The 22,641-nt window shown below is 70.9% G+C and carries 19 protein-coding genes; 7 read left to right on the forward strand and 12 right to left on the reverse strand.

The genetic code is table 11. The annotated features are described in order from the left end of the window. Nucleotides 1-39 precede the first annotated feature (39 nt). Nucleotides 40-1,398 carry a phenylacetate--CoA ligase PaaK gene (paaK, locus tag ACYVDG_RS03625; protein WP_460746812.1) on the forward strand — a complete coding sequence of 453 codons (1,359 nt, stop codon included), beginning with the start codon at nucleotides 40-42 and terminating at the stop codon, nucleotides 1,396-1,398. Nucleotides 1,399-1,594: 196 nt separating this feature from the next. Here paaK and ACYVDG_RS03630 read toward each other — a convergent pair whose 3' ends face one another. Together ACYVDG_RS03630 and ACYVDG_RS03635 are read right to left on the reverse strand one after the other, a co-directional pair. Further along, complete coding sequence (locus tag ACYVDG_RS03630; protein WP_460746813.1) at nucleotides 1,595-3,028, reverse strand: serine hydrolase domain-containing protein; 1,434 nt, start codon at nucleotides 3,026-3,028, stop codon at nucleotides 1,595-1,597. Between the two features lie 55 nt (nucleotides 3,029-3,083). Continuing rightward, nucleotides 3,084-3,887, reverse strand: coding sequence for an SAM-dependent methyltransferase (locus ACYVDG_RS03635; protein ID WP_460746814.1), 804 nt, complete (start codon nucleotides 3,885-3,887; stop codon nucleotides 3,084-3,086). A gap of 234 nt (nucleotides 3,888-4,121) precedes the next feature. On the opposite strand from ACYVDG_RS03635, the gene ACYVDG_RS03640 reads away from it, so the two are divergent. Beyond that, entirely contained in the window at nucleotides 4,122-4,895 is a 774-nt protein-coding gene (locus tag ACYVDG_RS03640; RefSeq protein ID WP_460746815.1) for a nucleotidyltransferase domain-containing protein, read from the forward strand. Nucleotides 4,896-5,286: 391 nt separating this feature from the next. Here ACYVDG_RS03640 and ACYVDG_RS03645 read toward each other — a convergent pair whose 3' ends face one another. Then, on the reverse strand, nucleotides 5,287-6,216 hold the full coding sequence (locus ACYVDG_RS03645; protein ID WP_460746816.1) for a zinc finger Ran-binding domain-containing protein: 930 nt from the start codon (nucleotides 6,214-6,216) through the stop codon (nucleotides 5,287-5,289). Between the two features lie 399 nt (nucleotides 6,217-6,615). Between ACYVDG_RS03645 and ACYVDG_RS03650 the strand changes: the two genes are divergently transcribed. The 3 genes from ACYVDG_RS03650 (at nucleotide 6,616) to ACYVDG_RS03660 (ending at nucleotide 10,828) form a co-directional block, all read left to right on the forward strand. Then, entirely contained in the window at nucleotides 6,616-7,785 is a 1,170-nt protein-coding gene (locus ACYVDG_RS03650) for an RNA-guided endonuclease InsQ/TnpB family protein (RefSeq protein WP_460746819.1), read from the forward strand. A 97-nt stretch (nucleotides 7,786-7,882) separates the two neighbouring features. Further along, the gene (locus tag ACYVDG_RS03655) at nucleotides 7,883-8,524 is read left to right on the forward strand and encodes a hypothetical protein (protein WP_460746820.1); all 642 of its coding nucleotides are present in this window, start codon (nucleotides 7,883-7,885) and stop codon (nucleotides 8,522-8,524) included. A gap of 141 nt (nucleotides 8,525-8,665) precedes the next feature. Beyond that, nucleotides 8,666-10,828, forward strand: a complete 2,163-nt coding sequence (locus ACYVDG_RS03660; protein WP_460746821.1) for a hypothetical protein — start codon at nucleotides 8,666-8,668, stop codon at nucleotides 10,826-10,828. A gap of 196 nt (nucleotides 10,829-11,024) precedes the next feature. Here the strand turns inward: ACYVDG_RS03660 and ACYVDG_RS03665 are convergent, their stop codons facing one another. The 6 genes from ACYVDG_RS03665 to ACYVDG_RS03690 all read right to left on the reverse strand — a co-directional run bounded on the left by ACYVDG_RS03665 (nucleotide 11,025) and on the right by ACYVDG_RS03690 (nucleotide 18,128). Then, nucleotides 11,025-11,468, reverse strand: a complete 444-nt coding sequence (locus ACYVDG_RS03665) for a hypothetical protein (protein WP_460746822.1) — start codon at nucleotides 11,466-11,468, stop codon at nucleotides 11,025-11,027. Between the two features lie 143 nt (nucleotides 11,469-11,611). Next, a complete protein-coding gene (locus ACYVDG_RS03670; protein WP_460746823.1) occupies nucleotides 11,612-13,369 on the reverse strand; it encodes an ABC transporter permease subunit in 1,758 nt (585 codons plus the stop codon). Continuing rightward, entirely contained in the window at nucleotides 13,366-14,820 is a 1,455-nt protein-coding gene (locus tag ACYVDG_RS03675; protein ID WP_460746824.1) for an ABC transporter substrate-binding protein, read from the reverse strand. Before ACYVDG_RS03675 ends, ACYVDG_RS03670 begins: the two co-directional genes overlap by 4 nt. A 197-nt stretch (nucleotides 14,821-15,017) precedes the next feature. Next, nucleotides 15,018-16,325 (reverse strand): MDR family MFS transporter, encoded by a 1,308-nt coding sequence (locus ACYVDG_RS03680; RefSeq protein ID WP_460746825.1) that lies wholly within the window; start codon nucleotides 16,323-16,325, stop codon nucleotides 15,018-15,020. A 21-nt stretch (nucleotides 16,326-16,346) separates the two neighbouring features. Beyond that, nucleotides 16,347-17,195, reverse strand: a complete 849-nt coding sequence (locus tag ACYVDG_RS03685; protein ID WP_460746826.1) for an ABC transporter ATP-binding protein — start codon at nucleotides 17,193-17,195, stop codon at nucleotides 16,347-16,349. Between the two features lie 96 nt (nucleotides 17,196-17,291). Next, nucleotides 17,292-18,128, reverse strand: a complete 837-nt coding sequence (locus ACYVDG_RS03690; protein WP_460746827.1) for an ABC transporter ATP-binding protein — start codon at nucleotides 18,126-18,128, stop codon at nucleotides 17,292-17,294. Between the two features lie 140 nt (nucleotides 18,129-18,268). Between ACYVDG_RS03690 and ACYVDG_RS03695 the strand changes: the two genes are divergently transcribed. Then, nucleotides 18,269-19,132, forward strand: coding sequence for a nicotianamine synthase family protein (locus tag ACYVDG_RS03695; RefSeq protein WP_460746828.1), 864 nt, complete (start codon nucleotides 18,269-18,271; stop codon nucleotides 19,130-19,132). A 91-nt stretch (nucleotides 19,133-19,223) separates the two neighbouring features. Here ACYVDG_RS03695 and ACYVDG_RS03700 read toward each other — a convergent pair whose 3' ends face one another. Beyond that, nucleotides 19,224-20,246: a zinc-dependent alcohol dehydrogenase family protein gene (locus ACYVDG_RS03700; RefSeq protein ID WP_460746829.1), complete on the reverse strand. Its 1,023-nt coding sequence runs from the start codon at nucleotides 20,244-20,246 to the stop codon at nucleotides 19,224-19,226. Between the two features lie 203 nt (nucleotides 20,247-20,449). On the opposite strand from ACYVDG_RS03700, the gene ACYVDG_RS03705 reads away from it, so the two are divergent. Beyond that, nucleotides 20,450-21,358, forward strand: a complete 909-nt coding sequence (locus tag ACYVDG_RS03705) for an oxidoreductase (RefSeq protein ID WP_460746830.1) — start codon at nucleotides 20,450-20,452, stop codon at nucleotides 21,356-21,358. A gap of 180 nt (nucleotides 21,359-21,538) precedes the next feature. Here the strand turns inward: ACYVDG_RS03705 and ACYVDG_RS03710 are convergent, their stop codons facing one another. Both ACYVDG_RS03710 and ACYVDG_RS03715 read right to left on the reverse strand, forming a co-directional pair. Then, the gene (locus ACYVDG_RS03710) at nucleotides 21,539-22,033 is read right to left on the reverse strand and encodes a hypothetical protein (RefSeq protein ID WP_460746831.1); all 495 of its coding nucleotides are present in this window, start codon (nucleotides 22,031-22,033) and stop codon (nucleotides 21,539-21,541) included. Continuing rightward, nucleotides 22,030-22,239 carry a hypothetical protein gene (locus tag ACYVDG_RS03715; protein ID WP_460746832.1) on the reverse strand — a complete coding sequence of 70 codons (210 nt, stop codon included), beginning with the start codon at nucleotides 22,237-22,239 and terminating at the stop codon, nucleotides 22,030-22,032. The genes ACYVDG_RS03710 and ACYVDG_RS03715 overlap by 4 nt, the downstream gene beginning before the upstream one ends. Between the last annotated feature and the right edge of the window lie 402 nt (nucleotides 22,240-22,641).

Raw genomic sequence — 22,641 nt, forward strand, 5'->3', positions numbered from 1 at the left:
GCCCTGGCGGATCACCGCGCACAGTACCCGGAGAGGCCCATGGCAACCCAGGACACCACCACGCAGCCGGTCAGCAGTGCTCCGCGGTCCCGCCTCGGACAGGCACCCGCGTCCGAGGCACTGGACGCGGCCGAGCGCATGAGCGCCGACGAACTGCGCGCACTGCAGCTCCAGCGACTGCGGTGGACCCTGGAGCACGCCTACACCAACGTGCCCCTGTACAAGCACAAGTTCGACGAGGCCGGGGTACGCCCCGAGGACCTGAAGACCCTTGAGGACCTCGCCCGCTTCCCCCACACCACCAAGGCGGACCTGCGCGACAACTACCCCTTCGGGATGTTCGCCGTCCCCCAGGACCAGGTCAGCCGCATCCACGCTTCCAGCGGGACCACCGGCCGCCCCACCGTCGTCGGCTACACGCGCGAAGACATCGACACCTGGGCCACGGTCGTGGCCCGCTCCCTCCGCGCCGCTGGCGGCCGCCCCGGGCACAAGGTCCACGTCTCCTACGGCTACGGCCTGTTCACCGGCGGCCTGGGCGCCCACTACGGCGCGGAGAAGCTCGGCTGCACAGTCATCCCCGCCTCAGGCGGCCAGACCGCCAAGCAGGTCCAGCTCATCCAGGACTTCCGGCCCGAGATCATCATGATCACCCCCAGCTACATGCTGACCCTGCTGGACGAGTTCGAGCGCCAAGGCATCGACCCCCGCGAGACCTCCCTGAAGATCGGCGTCTTCGGCGCCGAGCCGTGGACCGAGCAGATGCGTTCGGAGATCGAGGACCGCTTCGACATCCACGCCGTGGACATCTACGGGCTCTCCGAGGTCATGGGCCCGGGCGTGGCCAACGAGTGCGTGGAGACCAAGGACGGCCTGCACGTCTGGGAGGACCACTTCTACCCCGAGGTCCTGGACCCGATCACCCAGGAGGTCCTGCCCGACGGTGAGAACGGGGAGCTGGCGTTCACATCCCTCACCAAGCAGGCGATGCCGGTCATCCGCTACCGCACCCGTGACCTGACCACCCTCCGCCCGGGGACGGCGCGACCGATGCGCCGCATGGACAAGGTCACCGGCCGCAGCGACGACATGATCATCCTGCGCGGCGTCAACGTCTTTCCGACCCAGATCGAGGAGATCGTGCTCGGACTGGACGGGCTCGCCCCGCACTTCCAGCTGGTCCTCACCAAGGAGGGCCGCCTGGACCGCATGGCCGTGCGGGTCGAGGCCGCCCCCGACTGCGCCACCGACCGCCGGGTGACCCTGAGCAGGGAGATCACCGCCACGATCAAGGACCGGGTCGGTGTGAGCGTCACCGTAGACGTCGTCGACCCCGACCAGATCGAGCGCTCGGTCGGAAAGTTCCGCCGCATCATCGACCGGCGCCACAAGGACTGAGCAGAACACTCCGGCCCCGGGCCCGCCAGGTCGGTCCTACTCGGCGACGGCGGCCCGGGCCCGTTTCGAGGCGGCTGGACGCGGGGATGCTGCTTTCTTCAGCCATGCGCTGTGATAAACCCGCCCTCCGCTACCCGGGTCTGGGGTTACAGCAGGAGTGGGTTCCGCGCCGTGCTCACCGACCTGCTCTCCAGGGTCAGTCGCCCGCGCGCGGCATCGACCGCCCTCCCAAGAACAGGTACTCCTCTCCCGTGTCCAAACGGTGGAACCGCACCGAGCGCCACGTCTGCTCACCCTCGGGGAGGATCGCGTACTGTCCCGGACCAACCGGTGCCAGCCCGTACTCCTTGACGGGCTCGGCGGTGAAGTCGGCCATCGGGCCCAGGTCGGTGGTGCGCAGTACGGTCTCACCCTCGTACCGGAACACCTCGGCCCTGAGCACCGCGGACTCATAGGCGCCCAGGTGGGGTGTGACGTCCACCGCTGGTGCGATCTCCGGGGGCACGAGGGGGTCCTGGATCCGCACACCGGCGAGCTCCCGGAAGACCTCCCCGAACAGCTCCTGGAAGAGATCGCCGGTGTGCCCCCCGTTGGTGAGGAGGACGACGGCCAGCCCCGCCTCCGGCAGCACCCGCAGGTAGGCGGACTGGCCGATGGTGCCGCCGTCGTGGCCGATCAGGCGGTGGCCGTTCCAGTCGAACCGGATCCAGCCCAGCCCCCAGGAGTCACCCAGGGTGTGCCGGTCCGGCAGTTCGACCTGGAACCGGGTCATGGCTTCGGCGGTCTCCTCCGCGAGGATCCGGCCCCCGTCGCGGGCGACACCGCCGCGCAAGTGCGCCTCGGCGAAGCGCAGCACGTCCCCCGCGTTCGCGGTGACCAGCCCGGCGGGCCCCATCGAGCGGGGAAGTCCCCACACCGGCGCCCGTACCGGTTCGGGCAGTCCCTCGATGTGGCCGACTGCCGCGCCGTGCAGCAGGGCCTCTTCCGGGAGCGTTCCCGAGCGGGTCAGGCCGAGCGGGGTGAAGAGCCGTTCCCGCATCGCCTCGTCCCAGGTCAGTCCGGTCAGCTTCTCGATGGCCCGGCCCAGGAGCGGGAACCCCGAGTTGCAGTAGGAGAAGAGCGAACCCAAGGGGTGGATGACGGCCGCCTTCGCCAACTCGGTGACGTAGCGCTCCAGCACGTCGTCGCCGCGCCCGGTGTCGGTGAAGAGGTCCCCGTCGATCCCGCTCGTGTGGTTGAGCAGGTGCCGCACGGTCACCGCCCCGGTGAGGTCGGGATCGGACAGGCGCAGTTCGGGGAGGACCTCGGCGATCCGGGTGTCGAGGGTCAGCGCACCCTCGTCCACCAGGCCCATGATGACGGTCGCCGTCCACACCTTCGTCACCGAGCCGATCTGGAAGACCGATTCCGGGGTGACCGCGTGCCCGGTCTCGGAGTTGAGGACCCCGTGCTCGACCTGGACGAGTTCCCCCTCCTCCTCGCCGGTCCCGCCACCTCCTGAACCGACCCTCAGGACACCCAGCTGCGCCCCAGGCACACCGTGCTGTTCGGCCAGCTCGGCGAGCCGCCCCCGCCAGTGCTCCTGGTCTATGGCGGGTCGCGCGGATTCCCCGGGTGTAGTCCTCGTCACATGGTTCACAGGTGCTCCTCGCTTGTCTTGCTTTGCTGTCAGCGCCTTTCCGCGCCTACCGTTTGCGGGCCACACCGCCGTACTCCGCCACGGGGCGGATTGCGCCAACCTCAGTCGGTTCCGGGCGCCACAGCGAGCAGGAGACCACTCCGGGTTCCAGCAGTTCGAGTCCGTCGAACAGCACCTCGATCCCCGCGGCACTGCGGATGGTGAGCTTGGGGGTGCCCTTCTCGTTCCACGCTGCGGCCACCTGGTGGGCGCGTTCTTTGTCGATGTCGTCGGTCGGATGGGAGATGACCAGGTAGCTACCGGGAGCGAGCGCCCCCATCAGGTGCTCCAGGATCGAACGCACCTCGGCGTCGTCAGCCACGAAGTTGACCACGCCCAGAAGCATCAGCGCCGCCGGCCGGGTCAGGTCCAGGGTCTTCCCGGCGACGGCCAGAATGCCCTCCGGGTCGCGCAGATCCGCGTCGACGTAGTCGGTGGCGCCCTGGTCGCTCCCGGTCAGGAGCGCACGGGCGTGTGTGAGCACCAGCGGGTCGTTGTCCACGTAGACCACCCGCGTATCCGGGGCCACGGACTGGGCGACCTCGTGGGTGTTGTTGTGGGTGGGCAGCCCCGTCCCGATGTCCAGGAACTGCCGGATCCCCTCCTGCCTGGCCAGGAAGGTGACGGTGCGGGCCAGGAAGTGCCGGTCGGCCACCGCGTTGTCGACGATCTCGGGGAAGAAGGAGCGGATCTGCTCGCCCATCTCCCGGTCGACGGGGTAGTTGTCCTTACCGCCCAACCAGTAGTTCCAGATGCGGGCGTTGTGCGGGACGGAGGTGTCGATCCTGGGATCGGGGGTCTCAGGGGGCACGGTTCTGCTTTCTGCGGCTGGGGGTGGCGGAGCGCCGGTTCCGTATGGGACCAGTAAACGGATCCGGAAAGGTACCGGCAAGTAGGCAGGGGACCGGTTCCCCCGCCGATGGGCGCTTTCCGCGGAGTCGGCCCAGCTGGTGAGGGACGTAGAAAACGCCTCGTCACCCAGGGAAGATTCGCGATAACTTTCGGCCGACGTACCCGCGACGGCACGCCCAACGTAGGAGGCACGGTGAAGCACGCGACCGAGGAGTTCGCCCGGATCGCCGCTCAGGGCACGGTGCTGCGCTGCCAGGTCGGCTCCGGCGTCCACGGGCTCGCCATCGACGGCCAGAACGACCGCGACGAGATGGGCATCTGCGTCGAACCGCCCGAGTACGTCATCGGCCTGCGCACTTTCGAGCAGTACGTCCACCGCACCCGGGACGACCACTCCCGCTCGGGCCCGGGCGACCTGGACCTGACCGTCTACTCGCTGCGCAAGTGGACCCGGCTCGCGCTGGACGGCAACCCCACCGTCCTGCTGCCCCTGTTCGTGCCCGAAGACGAGATCGTCACCCTCACCCCCGTGGGTGCCGACCTACGCGAGAACGCCCACCGCTTCCTCTCACGCAAGGCGGGCGAACGCTTCCTCGGCTACCTGCGCGCCCAGCGCGACCGGATGGAGGGCGTGCGGGGAGGCAAGCACACCAACCGCCCCGAGCTGGTGGCACAGCACGGCTTCGACACCAAGTTCGCCTACCACATGGTCCGGTTGGGCCTTCAGGGTGTGGAACTGCTGGAGACCGGACGCCTCACCCTGCCCGTGCCCGAACCCGACCGCGGCTGGCTGCTGGCCCTGCGCCGCGGCGAGCACAGCCGTGCTGAGGCCCTGGACCGCGCCAAGGAACTGGAAGCCGGGCTCACCGACCTGTGCCGGACCTCCCACCTGCCCGCCCTGCCCGACACCGCATGGGCCGACCGGTGGCTGGCCGACACCTACCGGCGCTTCTGGAACGAGAGCTGAACCACGCTGGTCAGAGCGGGCACCCAACGGCGCACCGCCGCAACGGCGAGATAGGGTGATGCACCGAAGAGGTACATGCCGCGCCCGCTCACCCGGGTGTCCCGGCGTGCCGGGCGCCGGGGAAACGGCCCACGGTGCCCCGGGAACGAAACAGTGAAGGAAACACCATGGTCGGAACCGTCGCGTTCGTGCTCATGGTCATCAGCATGGCGATGATGATCATCTCCGGTCTCCTCGCGGCCGTCGTCAAGACCCGCTAGGCGATCACCGCACGGCACTGACGGGTGCGGCCCGGCACACGGACGCACCCGTCAGAGAACCCTTTCCGCCCCGCCCGCTCTCCGGCCCGGCAAGGGCTCCAGTCCGGCCAGGGCTCCAGCCCCGCCTCCGGTCACTCGGGAGCGGGCACTGTTTCCAGCGGCAGGCGCGCCATCTCCGCGCCGTCCCCACCCGTGATCACGACCTCGCCACCACCGATCTCGTACCGGGTCTCCCCCGCGTCCGCGACGTACCCGTCCTCGGTCGCCACGGCGGGGACCACCATCGCCTCACCGCCTCCGTCGAGGAACTCCCCGAAGTAGTACAGCTCCCCCGAGGAGTTCGCGCACAGCACGATCCTGTGCCGTTCGGTCTGGTAGGACTCCACCAGCGGGCCGTTCCCCCCGCCCGGCACGAGCGAGGCGATCCGCTCCGGGCAGGTTGCGCCCTCCCCTGGGCTTTCGGCCGGTCCCGCGCCCTCGTCGACGCCGGGCAGCACCCACACCAGAACCAGCACGACACCGCCCACCACCGCCAGTGCGAGTGCCCGTACAGTGCCCTGCGGCCACCGCGGCGGGGACCAGCGGCTCCCCGGCCGGGCCCGGCTCGGCGGAGGCCCGGTCTCGGGCGGCGGCCCGGTGTCCACGTCCGAGTCCGGCCCATGGGGGCGCGGCTCCGGACCCGTTCGCCGATCCGCAGCCGTGCGGGGCAGAGGCCCCGTCTCCGCTCGTGTCCGCGAATCCGGGCGCGGCCGACGCCACGAGTCCGGTCCCGGTACCGGTACCGGACCTGCCCGGTCACCGTCGGGCACGGTCGCCCCGGGCCGTGACGGCGGCGGTTCCATCACGCGCATCGGCGGCAGCTCCCCCTCGTCGGGAGGCGGATGCCGCACGCTCTCTCCGTGGTCGGCGAACATGCCCAGTCCGGGGGCGAGCAGGTCGCCCTCTTCGGCGGTGTCCCCGCGTGCACCCAGCGCCCGGACGGTTTCACACACCATGCACGCCTGTTTCGACGGTTCGTTGTAGGCCGCGCACATCCCGCACTGCCAGTTGCCGTCAGCCATGCGTACGCGCTCCTCCACCCAAGGCGATCTGACCGCTGCCTTCGGGCACTCACCGTACGATGCGCACCGCAAAACGGCAGCGGAACCACAGAACATGCAACACCGGTCCGTACACACGCACAAGGGGAAAAGACACCCGGCACCGGAGTCACACCCGCACCGGCCCCGCATCGCCCTGCTTACCGGCAGGCCCGACGACCCTCACCTCCGCGGCCATGGAACTCCGTTCCCGTTTCACCTGTTTTTGGGCGAGGATGCCTGGGCGTTCACGCCCGGGAGGAATCGCCCTGCCTGTCCACTTCGGGCAGGTGGCGGTCTGTGGGAGTTCCGCCGCCCATCGCAGACTTCTTTCGTCGTTTGGCCCCACGAGCGGCGGGTGGGTCGTTAGTGTGTTCGACCATGAAACTGGTGGTGCGGGTCAAGGTCCTGCCCTCGCCTGAACAGGCGCGGGCTCTTCAAGAGACCCTGCATGCCTGTAACCGGGCCGCCAACCACGCCTCACAGGTAGCCCAGACCACCGGTGCCCGGAACAAGTACGCCCTGCAGAAAGCGGTCTACGCCGACCTCAAGGCCTCCTTCGACCTCTCGGCCCAGCCCGCGGTGCGGGTGATCGGCAAGGTCGCCGACGCCTACACCACCCGGCAGGCTCATCTGAAGGCCGGTCACCTGGGCGGAAAGGGGTCACCGCGCCGCAGGCGCGCCGCGTCCACGGCGATCCGTTTCCGCCCGGATGCGGCTCAGCCTTTCGATGCGCGGTGTCTGTCTTGGCAGATGGATGCGCGCACGGTCTCGATCTGGACCACCCACGGCCGGATGAAGAACCTGGCCTTCACCTCCTCACCCGATCAGCTCAAACTCCTGGCCCAGTATCAGCAGGGGGAGAGCGACCTGGTGTACCAGGACGGGCAGTGGTACCTGGCGGCCACCTGTGAGGTGCCCGAAGAACCACTGAACGAAGACCCTTCGGGGTTTGTGGGAGTGGATCTGGGGATCGTGGAGATCGCCACCACCTCCACCGGGAAGCGCTACGCCGGGCGCCAGCTCAACCGGTACCGCAAGCGGCAGAACCGGCTGCGCGCCAAACTGCAGAAGAAGAACACCAAGAGCGCCAAACGGGTGCTCAAGCGCCAGCGCCGCAAGGAGGCGCGGCGGGCGCGGGACGTCAACCACCAAATTTCCAAGCACATCGTGGAGCAGGCCGAACGCACCGGCCACGGCATCGCCCTGGAAGACCTCAAGGGCATCCGTGGCCGGGTACGGCAGGCCAAACAGAACCATTCCATGCTGCATTCGTGGAGTTTCGCCCAGCTGCGCGACTTCCTCTCCTACAAGGCTCGCAGGGCCGGGGTGCCCCTGGTGGTCGTGGATGCGGCCTACACCTCGCAGTCCTGCTCGGAGTGTGACCACACCAGTAGACGCAACCGGCCCAGCCGGGCCCGGTTTGTCTGCCGGGGTTGTGGTGTGGTGTTGCACGCCGATGTGAACGCTTCGCGCAACCTCGCCCACCGGGGCGAGGCGGCGTGGATCGCGGGGCGAGAGTCAACCGCCTCTGCATCCTCTCAACAGTGAGGGGGTGCTGGACGCGGGAGGTCTCCTACCAGCCAGGTGGGCACCTACCTGCAAGCCCGTGGCTTCAGCCACGGGTAGTTGACCGACCCTCGGAGGTATGGGAGAGCGCCCCGCGACCTGGACCGGCCACCCCGACCTGCTGGCCCGCCCCCGCCGCAACGGGGCGGCCCTGCGAGCCCTGATGGGCCCCGAACCCGCCCCCGCCCTGATCCAGCGCCCGGCGGACGCCGCGGTCGTCCGCGGCTGGTACACCGCGCACACCCGCACGGCACTGCACACCTTCACCGACCTCGTGCCCGACCGTCTGTGGCGCCGCCTCACGAGCCCTCGCGCCACCGCCGACTGCCCCACCCTGGAGACGATGGCCCGCGCCTGCCACCCGACCAGGGCCCTCGCCCACAACACCCTGCGCACCATCGCCGACGACGGCTTCGCCGACCTGCGGGACGGCGCGGAACACCGCATCGTCCGCGCCCTGGCCGGGGCCCGCCAGAACCAGGTCGCGGCCCGGTCCCAAGCCCGAGGCATGCGCCCCGTCGACCCGCACCCGCCGTTGCGCGACCTGGCGCTCACCCTGCGGCTGCTCGGGGTCCAGGCCTGCCACCTGCAGGGCAACGCCGACTGGTGCCCGTGCCTGCGCGGGCTCCGCAACGAGTCCCCGACCCTGCCCAGCGCCACCCGGATCTTCGAGCTCTCGACCTACTTCAGCCCGCGCCACGGCCTGGGATCCACCGCCTGACCGCACCGGTCGGCGGGCCGAAAATCCGTTTCGCAGTGCGCGCCCGGATCCGTTAGCCTCTGGCTCGCAGCGTGTAGCTCAACAGCAGAGCGCCAGAGTATCCATCTGGAGGGTGCGGGGGCAGAACCCGCCACGCTGGCTATGCACGACCAGCACACTCCCGCGTTCGGTGCACCCGCCGCGTTCCTCACCCGGGCCCTCGGCGACGAGGACCCCGAAGTCCGCGCCTTGGCCGAGGACAGACTGCGGTTCCGGCACCACCTCGCCGTCCACGTCCGCTCCACAGAGACCTTCTGGCGCCGGTTCCGCCCACACGAACGGTCCCTCCAACAGCGCTACGGCCTACCGAACAGCCGCTCGGCCCTGTACGCCCACCACCTCAGCCGCGACGGCTTCGCCCACCTCACCGCGCTCTTGGAGAGCCGGGACTACCACCTGGTGAACCCCGAGGAAGCGTCCTTGCTCGCAGTGGCCTGGCTGGTCCGGGCAGGGCACGTGCCCGCCGCGCTGCGACTGATGGCCGCGTTGGAACCCCAGGTCAGCGAGCTTCCGCTCACCCCGCTTCCGGGAGCTTCGGCATCCGGACGGCCCACCCGGCACCGGGACGGGATCGCGGAGGTGGCCGCTCAGCTCCGGGCGGACGCGGCTCGTCCCCAACGGCCCCGGAACACCAAGGCCGCCCGCACCGGGAACCCCGGCCCGCGGGCCCTGGCCCAGCACGAGGCGCTGACGGTCTGGAACCCGTTCACCGACCGGGTCCTCACCCACTGGCTGGCCACCCTCGGGCCAGACGGCCGCGTGGACGCCCACCGCCCCGACGGCTGGACCGAACAGGCCACCGCGCTGCTGGCCGAGTACGGGGAGCTAGCCGAGCAGCACCCGCACTGCACGAAGCACCGGAAGCCCAAGGAGAACCTCGCCGTCCTCCTCGCGGCCCTGCGCGATGCCGTCCCGTCGAACCGGCTCACCGCCCGCCGCCGCGGTCTCCTGTGCAACGCGGTCACCGCCATGCTCCGCAAACGGGGCACCCCCGGATCCGCACAGCACGCTGCGCTCCGGTCTGCACAAGCGACACAGGACGCCCTGACGGCCCGCCCCGTTCCCGAGGCAGCACCCGCCCCCGCCTCTCGCTTTCCGTCCAACGAGATCCTCGCCAAAGCCCTCGTCCACGCTCTGCCCGGAGTGCGCATCGCGCTCTCGGGAACGGGCACCGACGATCCCGCGCTGGCCCATCTGCTCACCGAGCACCAGCGGACCTGCATCCCCCACTACCCGGCCCACTTCTGGGACCACCGCCACCCACGGCCCCGCCCCGACCCGTCCCGGTTTCCCGCCCCGCCCTGGGCCCAAGGCAGCCGCCCCCAGCGGCCGGACCGCCACGAACCCTGGCTCCAGGCACTGCGCGCGCACCTCTCCCACCCCGGACAGGAGCACGAGGCCCACCGGGCACTGCTGGTCGAGGTCCACGGCCTGTACGCGGAGGCCTTCCCCGCCAGCCCTCTGGCCTCCAACCTGGCCGGAGGGCTCAACCGCGTCTCCGCCACCACCGGATCACTACCGCCGTTCCTGCCCCAGGTCGCGACGCACACCTTCTTCCCCGAATTCTCCCCGCGGTTCGCCAAGGCGGCCCGGCTGGCCGCCGACCAGCTCGCCGACACCGTCTACAGCCGTTACTACGGCATCGACACCGCCCTGGTCCGGGCGCTTCCCGAGGAGCGGCGCGAAGGCCCCGAGTACGTCCGCGTCACCCACAACACCTGGAGGCTCACCAACGACCACGCCTACCGCGAACCCACCGCGTTCGCGCGGCTGTGCCGGACCCGCACCGGAATGGAACCCGGTTCCACCCGCGAAGCGCTGCGCTGGGGACGCCGCCGCGCGGACGTCGCCGACAGCATGATGATCGAGCAGGCCCAGGTCCTGACCACGCACAACCTGGCGACCCTGGTCGACCTGGGCTGGGTTCCCGAGTCCGGCTGGGCCGACCTGGCGTTGCGCGCCCACACCGTCACCAGCGGTGCCCTCCTCGACCTCCACCACGGCGTGGCCGTCGAACGCCGGCTCCGGCGGGCGGCAACCTCCTGGCGCCAGAGCCTCTTCTACCTCTCCCACTGCACGGACACCGAGCAGAGGCAGAGCCTGGCGCGCATGGTCGCCGACGCCGCCGCGCTGCCCGCGCACACCCGCCCTCGGATGGAGGCCCTGCTGGCCGGGTTGGCCGAGGCCGTGGAGGGCACGCGCGCCGCGGACAGCACTCAGTTCCTGGGCTGGTCCTGGGAGCCCCACTGGCTGCTGTCCCATTGAGCCGACGCCGCCGGACGGCGGCGCGGAAAGGCATTCCGGGCATGGCGGAAACCGGTGCGGGACGCCCGTCCACTACGTCCCGCACCGGCGCTCGCGCGGATGCGCGCGGGTCCAGACTACGGAATCGGACCCAACGGGGGTGGGCGGTTCGGTAAAGTCCCCGAGGCTTGTGCCGGTCACTCTTCACCCGGTGCGGTCAGCGCGCGGACTCCACGGCGTCGAACCACTCTCGGGAGGACTTCGACTGGAGCAGCATGAGAACGATGAGGGGCAGCACGAACCCCATGAACGCGGCGTTCTGGCCGACCACGACGGCGTGCAGGAGCGACAACAGGCCGCCGGCGCCCACCAGCAGGCGCACCACCAGGTGGTTCCGGCGTCCTCCCTTGGCCACCCGCAGTCCCCCGAGCAGGAGGAGCACGATCACGGCCAGGCCCAGCGCGAAGTTGAGCAGGACACCGGCCATGGTCTGACCGCCCTCGGCGAGGAGCACGTCCGTACCCTCCGGGTGGGTCACGACCGCTACGAGCGCCACCGCGTTCATGATCAGGACCACACCGGACAGGCCGGAGACCACGAACAACAGGGTTCGGGCGGCGGTGACCGTACCGGGCATCGCGGGTTTGCTCTGCAGGGGCATCGGGGGATTTTCCCGTCTTTCGAGTGACGTTCTGCCTCCGTCGAGGCTACCGACCTCCTCCGCGAAAGCCCTGGTCGTCGGAGCTTGACGGTCAAGATTTCACGCACTCGTAGCATTGCGCCGCCCGGAGACGGGCTTTCTCCTCAGCGCCGTTCGGTGCGGATGAGGCTGGCCATCACGCCGAGCAGTGCCAGTCCCAGGGCGGGCACCGCCACCGTCCACGGGGCCCGTTCCACGTAGCGCACACCTTCGGCCAGCATCGCGCCCCACTCGGGTGAGTCGTGCGGCGCGCCGAGCCCCAGGAAACCCAGGCCGGCCAGGGCGAGCGTGTTGTGCGGGATGCGCATCAGCGCGTGCCGTGACACCGCGGGCAACACGGACGGAACGAGGTGGCGGCGGGCGAGCCACACCCGGCCGGCGCCGCCCGCGATCGCCGCCTGGTGGAAGCCCGAGGCCCGCACTTCGGCCGCCAGGGTACGGGCGTGCACGGCGATCGGGATCCACGCCACCGATGCCACGGCCACGGCCGCCCCGAACAGGCCCGGGCCGAGCACCGCGGCGGTCAGGACTCCCATCAGCACCGGAGGCAGCGCGTTCAGCACGTCCGCCGCGCCCGCGCGCGCCCGCTGGCCGATCACCCCGAAGAGCGTGCCCAGCAGCAGCGCCACCAGGCTCACCGCGACCCCGGCCCCCACACTGATGAGCGCTCCGTGGCTGAGGCGTGCCCACAGGTCCCGACCCAGCGCGTCGGTACCCATCGGACTCTGCGGCGAGGGGGGTTCGAGGCGTGCGCCGAGCGCGACCGCACCGGGGTCGCGGAGCAGCCCCACCGCGATCACCGCCAGCAACACGGCCCCGACCACCTGGGGCGCGCGCGTCCTGCGCGGGGCCACCGCCACCGCGAGGGCCAGCCCGGATGCCCCCAGGGCCGGTCCGAGCAGTGCCCGGTGCGCCGCGATACCGACGCCGCCGACCAGCAGACCCAGCACGACCAGCACCGCGACCGCGGCCTGGACACGGGGCAGGTCCTGGGAGAGCACACCGTCCAACGCCATGTGCCCGAGCCCGGGGATGGTGAAGACGCGCTCCACGATGACTGAGGAGCCGACCAGCCCGGCGAAGATGAGCAGGACCTGGGGCAGGGCCACCGCGACCGTGCGCACCATCAGGGCCGTGGCCAGGGGCAGGGGAGCGTAGCCCACGACGCGCCAGGTACGCACCCAGTTCTCCGCCAGGGTCGCCGCCAGAGCCCCGGCCAGGACGCGGCTCAGCAGTCCTCCCGTGGGTAGCCCGAGGGCCAGCGCCGGGAGCACCATGTGTTCGGGCCCCTGCCATCCCGCGGAGGGGGCCGCCGTCAACCCGATGGCGACCACGGAGAGCAGGACCGAGGCCAGGAGGAAGTCCGGGGTGGCGGCCAGGACCGCCCCCGTCGTGTCGGCCCCGCGCCCCGCCGGGCGGCCGGTCCGCACCGCGCGCACCAGCCCCGGCAGGATCACGGTGAGGCCGGTGACCAGGGCGACCAGGGCGGCGACCCCGGCGAGCGAGGCCGAAACGCCGGTGGCGTCGGCCAGTGCGGGAGCGACGGGTGAGCCGCTGACCCAGGACACCCCGAAGTCACCGGTCGCGGCCCGGCTCAACCAGTCCACGGTGGCGCTGAACGGGTCGCCGGGCAGGTCCAGTTCGTCGCGGATCGCCTCCAGGGCCTGCGGATCGGCTTCCCGTTCAGCCGAACGGGCCCGCAGGACCGTCTGCGCGGGGTCGTTTCCGCTGAGCCAGGGCAGTGCCCCGACCACGAACGCGACCCCGGCGAGGGAGGCGGCCACCACGGCGGGCCCGCGGATCAGGGAGAGGGAGGATCCGGTGCGCGTGACGGTTCGGTTCTGCTTCGTCCCCTCGGTCACTGTCTCTGCGTCTCCCAGGTGATGATGGCCCGCTCGAGCGGGTCCTCCGCCACGCCGTCGACCCCGTCCACGACACCGACGCGGGCGCGCTCGCCCGCCAGCGGCACGAACGTGTGGGTTTCCAGGACAGCGGTCTCGACCTCCACCGCTGCGGCCAGGCGGTCGTCGAGGTCGACCTCGCCCGAGGCGTCGGCGATCATGTCGTCGATCTCCTCGTCGCAGAACCGGGCGAGGTTGTAGCTGCCCTCGCAGCTCCAGTCGGACGCGAGGTAGCCGACCGGGTCGTTGGTCTCCACCAGGTAGGAGCGGGTGCCGATCACGGCGTCGTACGCCCCCTCCAAGAGGTCGGTCTCCATGGTGGCGAACTCCTGCACCGTGACGTCGACTTCGAAGCCGACCGCTCGCAGGTCCTCGGCTACCGCCGAGGCGGCTTCGGCGAGTTCGGGCCGGTCACTGTAGGTGGCCAGGGAGACGGTCTCGCCGTCGGCGTCGTCCGCTCCCTGCACGTCCGGGGCGGGGCGGTCCTCGGCCCATTCGCTCACGGGGCCGAAGAGGCCGCCGACCTCGTCGGCGCGCCCCTCGTACACCCCCTCGACGATGGGCCCGGTGTCGACGGCTCCGACCGCGGACGCCCGTAGTGCGGGGTCGGTGAAGGGGCCGTCTTCGGAGTTGAGCATCAGCCCTACGGTGCGGGGGGTGCTCACCTCGACGAGGTGTCCGCCGCTGATGTTGTCGACCTCCGCGATCGGCACCGCGTCGACGATGTCGACCTCACCGGTGCGCAGACCGCCCACGCGGGTGGCGTCGTTCTCCACGAAGCTCACGTCGACTCCATCGGCCGCGGGTGTCCCGGCCCAGTAGCCGTCGTGGGCGGTGAGCTCTGCGGAGCCGCGGTCGACGTCGACCAGCTCGAAGGGTCCGGTGCCGGCACCGACCGGGTCGGGGACGGCGGGGTCGTCCTCGTAGGCCGTCGGCCCGAGTATCGCCAGCTCCGGTGATGAGAGCCGCTGCGGCAGGATCGGGTCTGCCGGGTCGGTGGTGATGCTGACGGTGTCTTCGCCGTCGGGCTCGGCCTCGATGTCGACGCCCGCGAGGGCTCGTGGTTTCGGGCTGGCGCCGGTGGCGTGGTTGAGTGCCTCGGCTACGTGGTCGGCGTCTAGCGGGGTTCCGTCGTGGAAGTCGACGTCGTCACGGAGCCGCAGGGTCCAGACGGTGTCGTCGGTCTGTTCCCAGTCCTGGGCGAGCAGGGGCTCCAGCTCGCCGCCGTCGCTGACTCTGGTCAGGGGTTCGGCGGCGCCCACGCGACCGAGCAGGAGGGCGTCGTCGCTGTAGGGCGACATCTGTTGGACCGGGGGGAACGCCAAGGACACGCGCAGGTGTGTGTCGTCGTCGATTCCGCCCTCGGTGAAGCAACCGGTGGCCAGGAGCGCGAGGGCGGTCAGGGCACTCATCGTGGCGCTAGTGCGCGGGGGTGGGGAAGCCATGGGGAACGGTCTCCGTTTCAGGGGTGCCAGGGACACTATAAATGACAATCGTTTTCATTTGGAAGGCAGAGGTGTGCGCTGAAAGTCAGCGCACACGGGTGGGAGGCGGGCCGCGCAGACCGGGAGGCAGGGCGCGCGAAGGTGTTACAGGTCGGGAACGGCGGTCACACGGCCACACGCCGCTCCGGCACGGGCTTGGGGGCCCTTCTCCGGGCGACCAGCCACACGAGCACGCCGCCTACGGCCGGCACGGCGGCCATGGTCGCCCAGGGCAGCGCCGCTTCGGGTGCGGGGGTGTGGGCCCGGTCGAGGAGTGCGCCCATGACGGCGCTGCCCACCAGTACGGCCACGCCGCCGATCGAGGCGAGGAACCCGTAGTAGCTGCCCAGGCGCTGCCCGCGCGCCAAGCGCGCCACCAGGTCCTGGGCCACGGGAACGGCCAGCATCTGGCCGAAGGTCAGCATCACCACCAGGGCCACCGCCGGGGCCAGTGACCACACCCCGCCGAGCGGTTCGAGGGGGGCGCTCACCGCCACACCGGCGAAGGCCGCGGACAGCAGGGCGAACCCGAGCGGCAGTGCACGGACCGGCCCCAGGCGGCCGCGTGCCCAGGCCGCCAACGGCAGCTGGCACACCAGGATGAGCACCGACGCGAGGGCGAACATCCAGCCCAGCGCCCACTGGCCGCCCGTGGACCGGCCCAACTCCACCGGGAGCGCCAGGTAGAGCTGGTTGTAGCTGACCAGGTAGGCGCTGTAACCCAGCGCGAACACCAGGAAGGCGCGGTTGCGCAGCACGTCGGCCCATCCGGACAGGACCGGCTCGTCCGAACTGCGACCGGGCGCTCGTGGCAGCAGGAGGTAGTGGGCGACCAGGATCGCCGTGAAGGCGAGTGCGGCGACCGTGCACGTCAGGGAGAAGTCCACGCTCAGCAGCAGCGCGCCCAGCATCGGCCCGGTCACCGACCCGATCTCTCCGCAGACCGCGAAGAGGGCGAACAGCTCGGCGCGGGTCATCACCCCGCGCCGCTCGCAGTCGGCCCCTTCCTCGGCCAGCGCCGCCTCCACTGCCGGGGAGAACAGGGCGCCCGCGAACCCGGTCAGCACCGCCCCGACCAGGACCACCGGGAAGGTGGGGGCGAAGGCCAGCACCAGGAAGCCCGCGATGCGCACGGCGCACCCGGCCAGCACCACGCGCCGGGTGCCGAAGCGGTCCGCGAGCGCGCCGCCGACCACGAACAGTCCCTGTTGGCTGAACGTGCGCACTCCGAGCACGACACCGATGGCCCAACCCGCCATGGCCAGGTCCTCGGCCAGGTGCACCGCAAGAAAGGGGACCACGAGGTAGAAGCCCAGGTTGAACGCGAGCTGGGTGAGCAGCAGCAATCGGGTGATGCCGTTGAGTTGGGTGAATCTGGTCAGCAGCGACCATCTGCGGAACGGGTTGAGGCGGCGCCTGGCGGCGGTGGACACGGATGGGATCCTTCACTTGGGTCAGCGGGTGGTGTCGTTCTGGGTGGCCCGTGCTCCGGGACCGTGGACGGGCTCGGGTGTCGGCAGGCGCGGGACCGCGTCGACCAGGCGCCGGGTGTGTTCCTCGTTCGGACATGTCAGCACTTCAGCGGCGGCGCCCTGCTCCACGACCCGCCCTTCTTGCAGAATCAGCACCTGATCGCACAGGGCTCGGACCACGCCGAGGTCATGGGAGACCAGCACCAGGGCGAGGCCCCGGGCCAGGCTCAGCCCCTTCAGCAGCTCGATGATGCGTGTGCGGGAGGACACGTCGAGCGCGCTCACGGGCTCGTCGGCGACCAGCAGACTCGGTTCGGGAGCGAGCGCCCGGGCGATGGCCAGGCGCTGGCGCTGCCCTCCGGAGAACTCGTCGGGGAAGCGTCCGGCCATGTCCGGGTCCAGACCGACGGCGGTCAGGACCTCGGCGACCCGGGAGCCGTGGTCGGTGCCGACGTTCAAGCAGACCAGGGGCTCGGCGATGCTCTCACCCACCCGCAGGCGGGGGTTGAAGGAGCTTCCGGGGTCCTGGGGCACGAACTGCACGTGGGATCGGAACCAGCGGGTGCGGCGCGCACTGCCCGCGCGCACCGGCCGCTGGTCGGGACCGAACCTGACTTCCCCCGAGTCCGGTCGCTCCAGTGCCAGGAGGACTCTGACGAGGGACGACTTGCCCGACCCCGACTCGCCGACCACGCCCAGCCGTTCCCCCGGGGCCAGCGCGAAGCTCACCCGGTCCAGGGCGCGCACCTCGCGGGCGGGTGAGACCAGTGCGGGGCGGGAACGGTGACTGCGGCAGAGTTCTTCGGCCGTGAGCAAGACGGGAGAGGTCATGGATGAGGGTCCTCTCTGGAGGGGCGTTCAGGGGTCGGCGGCCGTGGTTCGGGTTCACCGGGCCGGGGTCGGGGTTCACGGGGCGGTCGGCGGGGCTCACTGGGCCGCGGCAGCTCTCGCGTCGGACAGCAGGGACCGGGTCTGTTCGTGCCGGGGACTGCTCAGCAGCCGGTCGACGGGGCCTTCTTCGACGATCCGGCCCTCGTGCATCACCAGCAGCCGTTCACAGGCTCTGGCGACGACTGCGAGGTCGTGCGTGATGAACAGCAGGCCGGGTCGGGGGTCGTTCTCCAGGCCCAGCATCCGGTCGAGCAGGTCTAGGACGTCGGCCTGGACCGTGACGTCCAGTGCGGTGGTCGGTTCGTCGGCGATGAGGAGGCGGGGCCGACAGGCGAGCGCCATGGCGATACAGACGCGCTGCCGCTGGCCTCCGGAGAGCTGCGAGGGGAAGGCGCGGGCCTGTTGCTCGGGCCGGTCGAGCCCGACCAGTTCGAGCAGCTCCACTGCCGCCCGGTCCGCCGCGCGAAGGCCCATCCCTTGGTGACGGCGGAACGGCTGGGCGACCTGGCGCCCCACACGCGTCAGCGGGTTCAGCGCGCTCAGTGCGTCTTGGAAGACCATGGTCATCCCGCTGCCGCGGACCCGGCGCAGACGCCGTTCGTCGAGGCCGAGCAGCTCCCGGTCGGCCAGCCGCACGCTCCCCTCCGCCGCACACCCTTGCGGGAGCAGCCCCATCAGGGCCAGGGCCGTCATCGACTTGCCCGAGCCGGACGCGCCGATCAAGCCGACCCGTTCACCCGGCCGGAGCGCGAACTCCACACCGTCGACCAGGCGGTCGCCGCCCGATCCGTCAGGGCCGCCGCCACGAGCGCTCACGCGCAGGTTCCGCACTTCGAGCATCCCCGGCTCCCGGGCATAGTTGGCTTGATCCATATGAAAATGATTATCATACCTACCGATGCCTTCGCGACCGCCCCTTCGCGGCCACGGCCCCCTAAGCCGCATCAAGGCGCCTCGGGCGGCTCACCGCTCGAGGCGCCAGAACCGCACCCACCTTCACGGAATGGTCAGGCGTGACTGAGACACCACCGATGGCGCTCTCCCCCACCGGGACACTCGCCACATCCGACTTCCTCACCCAACTCCACGAGCTCGCCGCCCGGCTCAACGCGACGGATCTGCGCCCCTGCCCCGAGGTCAACGAGGCCTTCGGGCGCCTGGTCGAGCTGTGCACCGTCATCGACGACCACCTGACCGGCCAGGTGCTCCGCGACCCGGCCACCGCTGGCCTCATCGACTCCCTGCGCGCGGTCAGCTCCCGCGGGGAGAGCGAGCTCGAACGCGCCTGGGCCCGGCGCGTCATCGGCGCCGACGACCCCTGGGCCGAGCTCAGACGGTTCCCCTACCTGTGCAACTACCAGCGCCTGGTGCGCTTCGAACTCGCTGGCCTGCTCGCCGTCGGCGCCGAAACGCCGCGGTCCACGGTGGTCCTGGGGGCGGGCCCGCTCCCGCTGACCGGGCTGGTCCTGGCCCGGGACCACGGTGTGCGCGTCACCAACGTCGACCACGACGCCGAGGCGTGCGAACTCGGTTCGGACCTGGTCCGGGCGCTGGGGCTGGCGGCGGAGGTCGACACCGTGTGCGACGACGCACGGGGTGCGGCGGACCTCCCCGCGGTCGCCCTGAGCGACACCGTGCTCCTGGCCGCGCTCGCGGGCAACGACGGGGCGGCCAAACGCGACATCACGCGGCCTCTCGCCAAGGCCATGCACCTCGACGCCCACCTGCTCACCCGTTCGGCCCACCGCCTGCGCACAGCGCTCTACCCCGCGGTGTCCCCAGACGACTTGGAAGGCTTCACCACACTGGTGGAGATGCACCCCTGCGACGACGTGGTCAACTCGGTGCTGATCGCCCGCCCCGCCGTGGGCGGCTGACCGACCAAGAGCACCGCGCCCCGCCGAGCCCGGCGCGGCGGGGCGCGGCTCGACGGGGCGCTGCTTGAAGCGGCACGGTGCCGGGCAGGGATCAGGGAGTAAGCAGCACCTTGGTGGCGCGGCGCTCGTCCATCGCCCGGTAGGCCTCAGCGGCCTCCCCCAACGGGAGCGTGACGTCGAAGACGGCCCCCGGGTCGATCCGGTCGGTCATGATCTGGTCGATCAGACCGGGCAGGAGCCGGCGGACAGGGGCCGGGCCGCCGTGCAGGCGCACCCCGGAGAAAAACAGCTCGGTGCCGTCCAGCTCGACCCCGTGCGGGAGTCCGACGTAGGCGACGTTGCCACCGGGGCGCGTCGAGCGGATGGCCTGCTTCACGGACTCCCCGGTACCGACAGCCTCCACGGTCGCGTGCGCACCGTAGCCGCCAGTGAGCTCCTTGACCTCGGCCACGCCCGCGTCGCCGCGTTCCTCCACGATGTGTGTGGCACCGAACCGCTCGGCGAGGCGCTGGCGGTCGGCATGGCGGGACACGGCAATGATTCGATCCGCACCCAGGCGCTTCGCGGCCAGGACCGCGCACAGGCCGACCGCGCCGTCTCCGACCACCGCGACGGTCTTGCCGGGACCGGCTCCCGCCTCGGCTGAGCCGAACCAACCGGTGCCGAGCACATCGGACGCGGTCAGCAGCCCCCGGGCCTGGTGCGGCGTCGGCTCGCCGGGGACCTTCACCAAGGTGCCGTCGGCGAGGGGGATGCGGGCGTACTCCGACTGGGTACCGACGGCGGCCAGGAAGACATGGCGAACGCAGAAGGACTGGTATCCGGCCCGGCAGACCTCGCAGGTGTTGTCCGAGGCGACAAACGATCCGACCACGAAGTCACCCTCTTGGACGTCGCGGACCTCGGGCCCGGTCTGCTCGACAACTCCGATGTACTCATGGCCCATCGGGGTTGGGCCGCTCTGTGGCTCCCTACCTCGGTAGGGCCACAGGTCGGATCCGCAGACACAGGTGGCGGTGACACGGATGACCGCGTCGGTCGGTTCGATGACCGCGGCGTCCTTGATGTCCTCGACACGAACGTCGCGGCGGCCGTGCATGACGACGGCGCGCATGGGAACTCCTCCGCTCTCGACTGCTGCACACCACCCCAGCACCGCCGCCTTTCCCCCGCCTTTCCTCCGTGCCCTCCGTGCGGGCCCGGGCACGGCGAAAGGCACGGCAGGCTGGTATCTGTAGAGGCCAAGGAAGATCAGTACGAGCCCGGCCCCTCCCACACCCGGCAGAAGTCCGGCAGGAAACACGGAGCACCGATCCGATGGCGCAGACGCGATGGAACTTCGACCACATGCCGCGGCTCGACGGGCGGACGGTGGTGGTCACCGGCGCGAGCAGCGGAGTCGGCATGGCGACCGCCCGAGGGTTCGCCCGTGCCGGTGCGCACGTCGTCCTCGCCGTCCGCAACCCCGACCGCGGCAGAGCGGCGGCCCAGGCCGTACGGGGGAGCAACGAGGTGCGCAGGCTCGATCTGGCCGATCTGGCCACCGTCCGCGCGTTCGCCGACTCTTGGCAGGGCGACCTCGACGTGCTCGTCAACAACGCCGGCGTGGCGATGGGGCCGGCCGCGACGACGGCCGACGGGTTCGAGATGCAGTTCGGCACCAACCACCTCGGCCACTTCGCCCTGACCAACCTGCTCCTCCCGTACATCACCGACCGCGTGGTCACGCTCTCCTCAGGGGCCCACCGGTTCGGCACCCTCGACTTCGAGGACCCGAACTTTCACCACCGCGCCTACCGGCCGGTCGAGGCGTACGGCCAGTCCAAACTCGCCAACCTCCTGTTCGTCCTCGAGCTGCAGCGACGGCTCACCCAGCGCGGTTCCGCCGTCCGATCCCTGGCGGCGCACCCGGGCTACACCGCGTCCAACCTCGGCACACAGGGACGCGGCCGCATCCTGGTCGGCGCGGCGAGGTTGGCCGGATCCGTACTCGCCCAGAACCCCGCGATGGGCGCGCTACCGAGCCTGTACGCGGCGACTCAGGACCTGCCGGGCGCCAGCTACGTCGGACCCGACGGCCGACGCGAGATGCACGGCCACCCGGCCCTGGTCGGACGCAGCGCTCAGGCCAGCGACCCGCGCTCGGCACAACGCCTCTGGGACCTCTCGGAAGAGCTCACCGGGACCGCGTTCGACGGAGACGCGCTCAGGACCTTCCAGGCATAGGCCACGGCTGCCGGTGTCTGCCCGGTGCGACCTGCCCCGTATCCCTAGAGGGCGGTCAACGGGGCTCCGCGATACCCCGCCCTGCACGGCTCTACGGGGACCATGGAACCCGGTTCGGGCCGGCCTCCATACGGATGACCGGCCCGAGCCCCTTCCGCCACAGTCCTGTTCGCTCCCGGGTCACAGTGACCGGTATGCGGCCAGACGCCGCTCGAACACCACGTCCACCGGATGCGCATTTTGCCGACTGCGGTCAGCGACGATGAGCAGCTGGCGGGTGGCATCGGTGAGGAGGGCCGTTACCGCGTGCGCGAACGCCCCGGGGGGCAACAGCGGTTCGGCTCCCAGAACGAGGGGCCTGCGGGTGGCCCCCTCCAGCCGCGCCCAGCCGTGCTGTTCGTCCCAGGACAGCAGGACACCGGGGCTGTCCACCGCGGGATCCAGGCGTACCAGGGCGCGGCGGCTGTCCCGGAGTTGGATCTGGCTCGTGGGGAGGTGGACCATCGGCTCGAAACGTATCTCCTTGCGCAACCGGTCGGCGCAGGCGCGCACGTAGGCGTGGTGGTTGAGCGGCCACGGGATCGCGTTGACGTCCGGATAGAGGAGCCGGCTCCCGGCGAGCGGGAGAGTCGAATCTGCTGGTGCGGCGGGCGCGTGCTCGGGTCGGCTGCTCACGTGGCCCCCACGACAGTGAACAGGACCGTCACCGGGTAGCCGGAGTGCCGGCCTTGAAGAGTCACTACGCGTTCGCGACCCCCTCGGCGCTCGCGCCTGGACTCCTGCGGTTCGGCGAGTACCGATCTCCAGCGGGCAACCACGCCGTCCGGCCCGAACAGGCTGTCCGCGTCGCGGCTGCCCCTGCCCGCCGCGTAGTGGACCATCAACCTCCCATCCGTGTCGGTGACGCAGGTCGTCAGCCCGGGCCACAAAGCAGGCTCGCGCTCCAGCAGCCCAGCCACGTTCCGGGCGGAGCAGATCACCTTACGAGGCCCGGGGATCAGGGGCTCGGAAGGGAACGCTGTCAGTGGCTTTCGCCGCGGCAGCGCTCGTGGAGCCATCGCGGGCAGTGCGTTCATGGTGACTGTTCAGGTCTTTGGGTGAGTTGATCGGTTCGCCTGCGAGAGGGACCCCTGGGCTGCAACGATGAACCCGTGACCTCCTCCGACCAGACCGCGCCCTCCTACGAGGAGCTCGCCGCGCTGGTCGTGCAACTACGGTCCGAGCTAGAGAACGCGAACAAGCGCATCACCGAGCTTCAAGCCCAGCTCGGCCGGACCTCGCGT

Source organism: Nocardiopsis oceani (assembly GCF_054777395.1).